We start from the raw sequence: 6,430 nt of genomic DNA on the forward strand, positions 1-6,430 counted from the left end.
GGGGCGGGCAGGTCCGGCGATAGACCATCGCATCCGGCCCTGCGGGGGATTAAGCCTGGGGACCCGGCTCCCCGGGTGGGGGACCCTCCAGGACTTCATGCCCAGCTCGAATCGTCACGACCCCGCGCCATCCCCTTCGTTGAGCGCGGTGGGACGCGCGCTCCCTCCGCACTACGCCAGCCAGGAGCAGCTCATCGCGGCGCTGCGCGACCTGTGGGCGACGAAGCACTTCAACCTGGAGCGGCTGGAGGACCTGCACCGCAACGTGCAGGTGGGCGGCCGGCACCTGGCGCTGCCGCTGGAGGAGTATCCGTCGCTCGCGACGTTCCAGCAGCGCAACGACGCGTGGATCCGCGTGGCCACGCAGCTGTCGGAACAGGTGGCGCGCGAGGCGCTGTCGCGCGCGGGGCTCACGCCGAAGGACGTGGACCACGTCTTCTTCGTCACCGTGACGGGCATCGCCACGCCCAGCGTGGACGCGCGCCTGGTCAACCGGATGGGCTTGCGTGAGGACGTGAAGCGCACGCCCATCTTCGGCCTGGGCTGCGTGGCGGGCGCGGCGGGGCTGGCGCGCGCGTCGGACTACCTGCGCGCGTTCCCCAAGCAGACGGCGCTGCTCATCGCCACGGAGCTGTGCTCGCTCACGCTCCAGCGCGAGGACCTGTCCATCCCCAACATCATCGCCTCCGGCCTCTTCGGAGACGGCGCGGCGTGCGTGGTGCTGCGGGGCGCGGAGGCAGCAGGCACAGGGCCGCGCGTGGTGGGCTCGCGGTCGGTGTTCTATCCAGACACCGAGCGGGTGATGGGCTGGGACGTCGTGGACACGGGCTTCAAGGTCGTGCTGTCCGCGAAGGTGCCGCAGCTGGTGAAGGAGCACATCCGCGGCAACGTGGACGGCTTCCTCGCGGAGCATGGCCTTGCGCGCAAGGACGTGAAGCACTGGGTGGCGCACACCGGCGGCCCCAAGGTGCTGGAGGGCTTCGAGTCCGCGCTGGAATTGGAAGCAGGCGCGCTGGAGCGCTCGTGGAGGTCGCTCAAGCAGGTGGGCAACCTGTCCAGCGCGTCGGTGCTCTTCGTGCTGGGCGAGACGCTGGAGGAGGCGGACGTGAAGCCCGGCGACTGGGGTGTGGTGATGGCCATGGGTCCGGGCTTCTGCGCGGAGATGGTGCTGGTGCGATGGTGACCGGCACCCAGGCGCTGTTCGCGGGCTTCATGGGGCTGCTCGTCGCGGAGCGGCTGCTGGAGCTGGTGCTCTCCAAGCGCAACGCGGAGCGGGCCTTCGCGCGCGGCGGCGTGGAGACAGGGCAGGGGCACTACCGGTTCATGGTGGTGTTCCACACGCTGTTCCTCGTCGCGTGCGTGGCGGAGGTGTTCGGCCTGCAGCGGCCCTTCTGGGGCGCGTGGAGCTGGGCGGCGCTCGCGGGCGCGGGGGTGGCGCAGGGCCTGCGGTACTGGGCCATCGGGACGCTGGGGGACCGGTGGAACTCGCGCATCATCGTGGTGCCGGGGCTGGCGCCGGTGACGGGCGGGCCGTACCGGTTCCTGCGGCATCCGAACTACGTGGCGGTGGTGCTGGAGCTGTTGTGCGTGCCGCTCATCCACGGGGCGTGGGTGACGGCGGTCGTGTTCACGGTGGGCAACGCGGCGCTCCTCTACGTGCGCATCCGCGCGGAGGAGGCGGCGCTCGGGGCGATGTACTCCGAGGCCTTCGCCCACCGTCCCCGCTTCATTCCGGAGGTTCGCCGTGGCTGACATCGTGACGGAGGCGGTGGCGGAGATCCGCCGCATCGCCCTGGAGGAGCTGGAGGTCGAGGGCACGGTGGAGCCCGCGCACGACCTCCTGCGCGACCTGCACCTGGACAGCCTGGGGCTGACGGTGCTGGCGGTGGGGCTGGAGAACCGCTTCCAGGTGATGTTGTCGGAGGAGGACGCGCAGGGCGTGCGCACGGTGGAGGACCTGGCGCGGCTGGTGGCGGCGCGGGTCCAGGCCACGAAGCCGGACGTGGAGGCGCACCCGTGAAGGGGCCGGCCCTGCCGGCGCTGAAGCACGCCACGGTGAACGCGATGCTGAAGGCGACGTCGCACACGTCGCTGGGGCTGGTGTTCGTGGACGCCGCGGAGCACGAGACGTCCCTGCCGTGGGCGCAGGTGTACCGGCGTGCGAGGCGCGCGGCGGGAGGCCTGGCGCGGCTGGGCGTGCGTCCGGGAGACCGGGTGGCGTTGCTCCTGCCCACGTCGCCCGCGTTCATGGATGCGTTCTTCGGCGTGCTCCTGGCGGGCGCGGTGCCGGTGCCGCTGTATCCGCCGGTGCGGCTGGGACGGCTGGACGAGTACCACCGCTCCACGGCGCGCATGCTCCAGCTGACGGGCGCGGTGGCGGTGCTGACGGACACGCGCGTGCGGCTCCTGCTGGGGCCGAGCATGGAGCAGGCGCGGCCGAGGCTGGGCTGTCACACGGTGGACGCGGTGATGCACGGCGACGAGGACCTGGAGGTGGAGGTGGGGCCCGACGCGCTGGGGCTCATCCAGTTCTCCTCGGGTTCCACGGTGGAGCCGAAGCCGGTGGCGCTGACGCACGGGGCGCTGGTGGCGCAGGTGGCGGCGCTGGAGGCGGCGATGCCGGTGGCTCCGGGCGTGACGCCGGTGGGCGTGAGCTGGCTGCCGCTGTACCACGACATGGGGCTCATCGGCTGTGTCATCTCGGCGCTGTACTACCCGGGCAGCCTGGTGCTGATTCCGCCGGAGACGTTCCTGGTGAAGCCGGCGCTGTGGCTGCGAGCGCTGTCGCGGCACCGGGGCTTCGTGTCTCCCGCGCCGAACTTCGCCTATGGGTTGTGCTTGAAGCGGGTGAAGGACGCGGACCTGCAGGGCGTGGACCTGTCCGGGTGGCTGCACGCGCTCAACGGCGCGGAGCCGGTGTCCGCGGACACGCTGCGCCGCTTCGCGGAGCGGTTCGAGAAGTGGGGCTTCTCCGCTCGGGCGCTGCGGCCGGTGTATGGCCTGTCGGAGGCGTCGCTGGCGGTGACGTTCCCGCCCGCGGGCCGGGGGCCGCGCGAGCTGGGCGTGGATCCGGACGTGCTGGCGCGCGAGGGCCAGGCGCGTGAGGGGAGGCGGACGCTGGTGAGCGTGGGCGCGCCGGTGGCGGGCTTCGAAGTCCAGGTGCGCGGCGAGGACGGCACGGAGCTGCCGGAGCGCCGGGTGGGGCGCGTGTTCGCGAAGGGGCCGTCGTTGATGCGCGGCTACTTCGAGGACGCGGAAGGAACGGCGCGGGCGCTGGTGGGGGAGGGATGGCTGGACACGGGAGACCTGGGCTTCAGCGCGGACGGGGAGCTGTACCTGACGGGCCGCGCGAAGGACCTGGTCATCATCCGGGGCGCGAACCACGCGCCGCAGGCCTTCGAGGATCCGCTGCTCAAGGTGGACGGCGTGCGCACGGGCTGCGCGGTGGCGCTGGGCTTCACGCCCGAGGGCAGCGAGGACGAAGCGCTGCTCATCCTGGCCGAGCGCGCGGAGCGGGGCGCGGACGTGGCATCGGTGGAGGCGGACATCCGCGCGGCGGTGGTGGACGCGACGGGCGTGCAGCCGCACACGGTGAAGCTGCTGGAGCCGGGCACGCTGCCGCGCACGTCCAGCGGCAAGCTGCGAAGGAGCGAGGCGCTGCGGCGCTACCTCTCCGGAGAGCTGACGGCGCCGAAGAAGGTGGGGGCGGTGGGGCTCGCGGTGGAGATGGCCAAGAGCGCGCTGGCGATGGTGCGCGCGGAGCACGACTCGTGACGTGGCAGGACGCGTGAAGCAGCACGACGTGGTCGTGGTCGGAGGAGGCCCGGCCGGGCTCGCGGTGGCCATCACGGCGGCCAGGCGCGGGCTGGACACGGTGGTGCTGGAGCGCGCGTCCACGCCGGTGGACAAGGCGTGTGGTGAAGGGCTGATGCCCTCCGGCCTCGCGGCGCTGGAACGGCTGGGCGCGCTCGCGCACCTGGACCGGAGCGACAGCTCTCCGTTCGTGGGCATCCGCTACGTGCAGGAGGACGGCAGCACGGCGGAAGGGAAACTCCCCGCGCCCGGTGGGCTCGGTGTCCGCAGGCTTGCGCTGTCCAACGCATTGGCGACCCGTGCGCGCGAGGTGGGCGTGGACCTGCGCGAACACACGCACGTCGTGTCGCACGTCCGCACGCCGGACGGCGTGACGCTGGAGACGCCCGTGGGCCGCGTATCCGCGCGCTTCCTCGTCGCGGCGGATGGCCTGAACTCACCGCTGCGCAAGGCTGAAGGCCTGGACGTGGAGCGGGACGCGCCCCGGCGCTACGGACTGCGGCGCCACTTCCGGCGCGTGCCGTGGACGCCGTACGTGGAGGTGCACTTCGCCTCCGGCGTCGAAGCGTACGTGACACCCGCGGGCGCGGAGCGCGTGGGCATCGCGTTCCTGTGGGAGGACGGCACCGTGGAGGGCCGCGTGGGCTTCGACGCGCTGCTGGAGCGCTTCCCTCGGCTGGCGGAACAGCTCACCGGCGTGGAGCCGGACTCCCATCCACGCGGCGCGGGTCCCCTGGCGCGCGTGGCCCGCACGCGCATCGCGGATCGCTTCGCCCTCGTCGGAGACGCCGCGGGCTACGTGGACGCGGTGACGGGCGAAGGGCTCACGCTGGCCTTCGCCTGCGCGGAGTCCCTGGGCGCGGTGCTCCCGGACGCCCTGGCGAAGGGCGCGGGCCGCGACACGCTGCTGCCCTACGAGCGCACCTTCCAGCAGGTGTTCCGCAAGTACGCCTGGACGACGCAGGGCCTGCTGATGCTCGCGCGCCGCCCGCGCCTGCGCAGGCCCGTGGTGCGCCTGCTGGGCCGTGCCCCGTGGCTCTTCGAGCGCATCCTCGCCGCGGTGGTGACATAAGCCGCCTGTCAGCCCCCTGCGCGCTCCCACGTCCGCGCGGCGGCCATCGTCCACGGAGCCGCGCATGCACTGGGTCGTCCAGAACAACCTCTTCAACGAGCAGGGCTTCCACACGTTGCTGGAGGTCCTGGCGCACGGCTCCATCCCGCACACCCTGGTCAAGGTCATCCCGTTCGGAGGAGGCATCGAGCCCGCCGTGCGGCCAGCGGACCCCGTCGTCGTGATGGGCTCCCTGTCGCTGACCCGCTACGCGCACGAGCAGGGCTGGACCCCTGGCGCCTTCATCAACGACCAGTTCGACTTCCGCGTCTGGCGCCAGCACCTGGGCCCGCACCTGCTGAACGCCGACGCCACCGTGCACCGGTTCGCGGACGTGCCGGAGCAGCCGGGGCCCTTCTTCATCCGCCCCTGCCTGGACGACAAGGCCTTCTCCGGCATGCTCACGTCCTGGGACGCGTTCGCCCACTGGCGCGAGCAGGTCCTGAAGCTCGACACGTACGCCACGGTCACCGCCGAAACTCCGGTGGCCGTCAGTGTGCCCAAGCACATCCAGCGCGAGTACCGCATGGTCGTCGTGGACGGCCAGGTCATCACCGGCTCGCTCTACAAGCTGGGCGACCGCGTCGTGGCCTCGTCCCAGGTGGAGCCGGAGGTCCACGCCTTCGCGCAGCGCATGGCGGAGACCTGGGGCCCGGACCGCGCCTACGCGCTGGACGTCTTCATGCACGACGGCGGCCTGTTCATAGGTGAGTTCAACAACCTGAACTCGGCCGGCTTCTATGCCTACGACGTCGGCAAGATGGTGGCCGCCGTGGAGGCCATGCGGTTCTGAGAACGCCGGCTCTTGTTCCAGTGCCGTGTGCCGGGGACACTCGGCCCATGGCATCTGGCCCCGCGGCGTCACGTCCCTGGTTCGCGTTCTCCCTCGACCTGGCCCCGGCCGCGGCGAGCCGGCACCTGCACGGCCTGCCCCCCGTGCCCGACTTCCCGGAGGGCGAGCTCGCCGAGGCGCTGGACGTGGACGTCGTCTACGACGTGCACGTGCCCAACTGGGGCGGCCGGGTCGCACGTCTGGTGGAAGCTCCGGGACACCGGCTGTCCGGGCGCCTGCGCCCCGTGGCCACCGAAGCCTGGCCCGTCCTCGCCCGCCTGGAGACCGCGCTCGCCCTGGCCACCGAGGAGCGCCCGGTGAAGGTGCGCACCGCCTCCGGCACCGTGGTGGAGGCCCACGCCTTCACCCCCGCCGCGCGCAACACCTCCACGCAGGGGCCCGTCAGCGAGGCCTTCCTGATCACCCTCGCCGTCGCCGCCGAGCGCGCCCGCCTGCCTGCCGCCGTCGTCGAAAAACTCCAGGCGGAAGCCCGCATCGTCCACGCCGTCCAGCACGCCAGGTCCGGCATTAAGTGACAGCCGGGTCCCTCCGGACCGAAAAACGCCCTGTCCGCTGAGAAAAAGGGCGGTGTGACGCAACCGGGCGCCGGGTCACGCCGACGATGAGGGACAGGGGCCATCTCCCCGTGCATCACCCCCCCGCCGGCCCCGAGG

7 protein-coding genes are annotated in these 6,430 nt (G+C 72.3%); all 7 read left to right on the forward strand.

Annotation, left to right across the window (positions count from 1 at the left end; translation table 11 throughout):
* Nucleotides 1-97: 97 nt before the first annotated feature.
* The 7 genes from D7X55_RS09520 (at nucleotide 98) to D7X55_RS09550 (ending at nucleotide 6,292) form a co-directional block, all read left to right on the forward strand.
* Entirely contained in the window at nucleotides 98-1,183 is a 1,086-nt protein-coding gene (locus D7X55_RS09520; protein ID WP_121722881.1) for a type III polyketide synthase, read from the forward strand.
* Nucleotides 1,177-1,752, forward strand: coding sequence for an isoprenylcysteine carboxyl methyltransferase family protein (locus D7X55_RS09525; protein WP_120549369.1), 576 nt, complete (start codon nucleotides 1,177-1,179; stop codon nucleotides 1,750-1,752). The genes D7X55_RS09520 and D7X55_RS09525 overlap by 7 nt, the downstream gene beginning before the upstream one ends.
* On the forward strand, nucleotides 1,745-2,020 hold the full coding sequence (locus D7X55_RS09530; protein ID WP_120549370.1) for an acyl carrier protein: 276 nt from the start codon (nucleotides 1,745-1,747) through the stop codon (nucleotides 2,018-2,020). The genes D7X55_RS09525 and D7X55_RS09530 overlap by 8 nt, the downstream gene beginning before the upstream one ends.
* A 44-nt stretch (nucleotides 2,021-2,064) precedes the next feature.
* Nucleotides 2,065-3,774 carry a fatty acyl-AMP ligase gene (locus D7X55_RS09535; RefSeq protein ID WP_233609755.1) on the forward strand — a complete coding sequence of 570 codons (1,710 nt, stop codon included), beginning with the start codon at nucleotides 2,065-2,067 and terminating at the stop codon, nucleotides 3,772-3,774.
* A gap of 13 nt (nucleotides 3,775-3,787) precedes the next feature.
* Nucleotides 3,788-4,885 (forward strand): NAD(P)/FAD-dependent oxidoreductase, encoded by a 1,098-nt coding sequence (locus D7X55_RS09540; RefSeq protein WP_121722882.1) that lies wholly within the window; start codon nucleotides 3,788-3,790, stop codon nucleotides 4,883-4,885.
* Between the two features lie 64 nt (nucleotides 4,886-4,949).
* On the forward strand, nucleotides 4,950-5,717 hold the full coding sequence (locus tag D7X55_RS09545) for an ATP-grasp domain-containing protein (RefSeq protein WP_121722883.1): 768 nt from the start codon (nucleotides 4,950-4,952) through the stop codon (nucleotides 5,715-5,717).
* A 47-nt stretch (nucleotides 5,718-5,764) separates the two neighbouring features.
* The gene (locus D7X55_RS09550) at nucleotides 5,765-6,292 is read left to right on the forward strand and encodes a gamma-glutamylcyclotransferase (RefSeq protein ID WP_121722884.1); all 528 of its coding nucleotides are present in this window, start codon (nucleotides 5,765-5,767) and stop codon (nucleotides 6,290-6,292) included.
* Nucleotides 6,293-6,430: the final 138 nt, after the last annotated feature.

The sequence above is a fragment of the Corallococcus sp. AB049A genome, from assembly GCF_003668885.1.
Classification (GTDB): domain Bacteria; phylum Myxococcota; class Myxococcia; order Myxococcales; family Myxococcaceae; genus Corallococcus; species Corallococcus interemptor.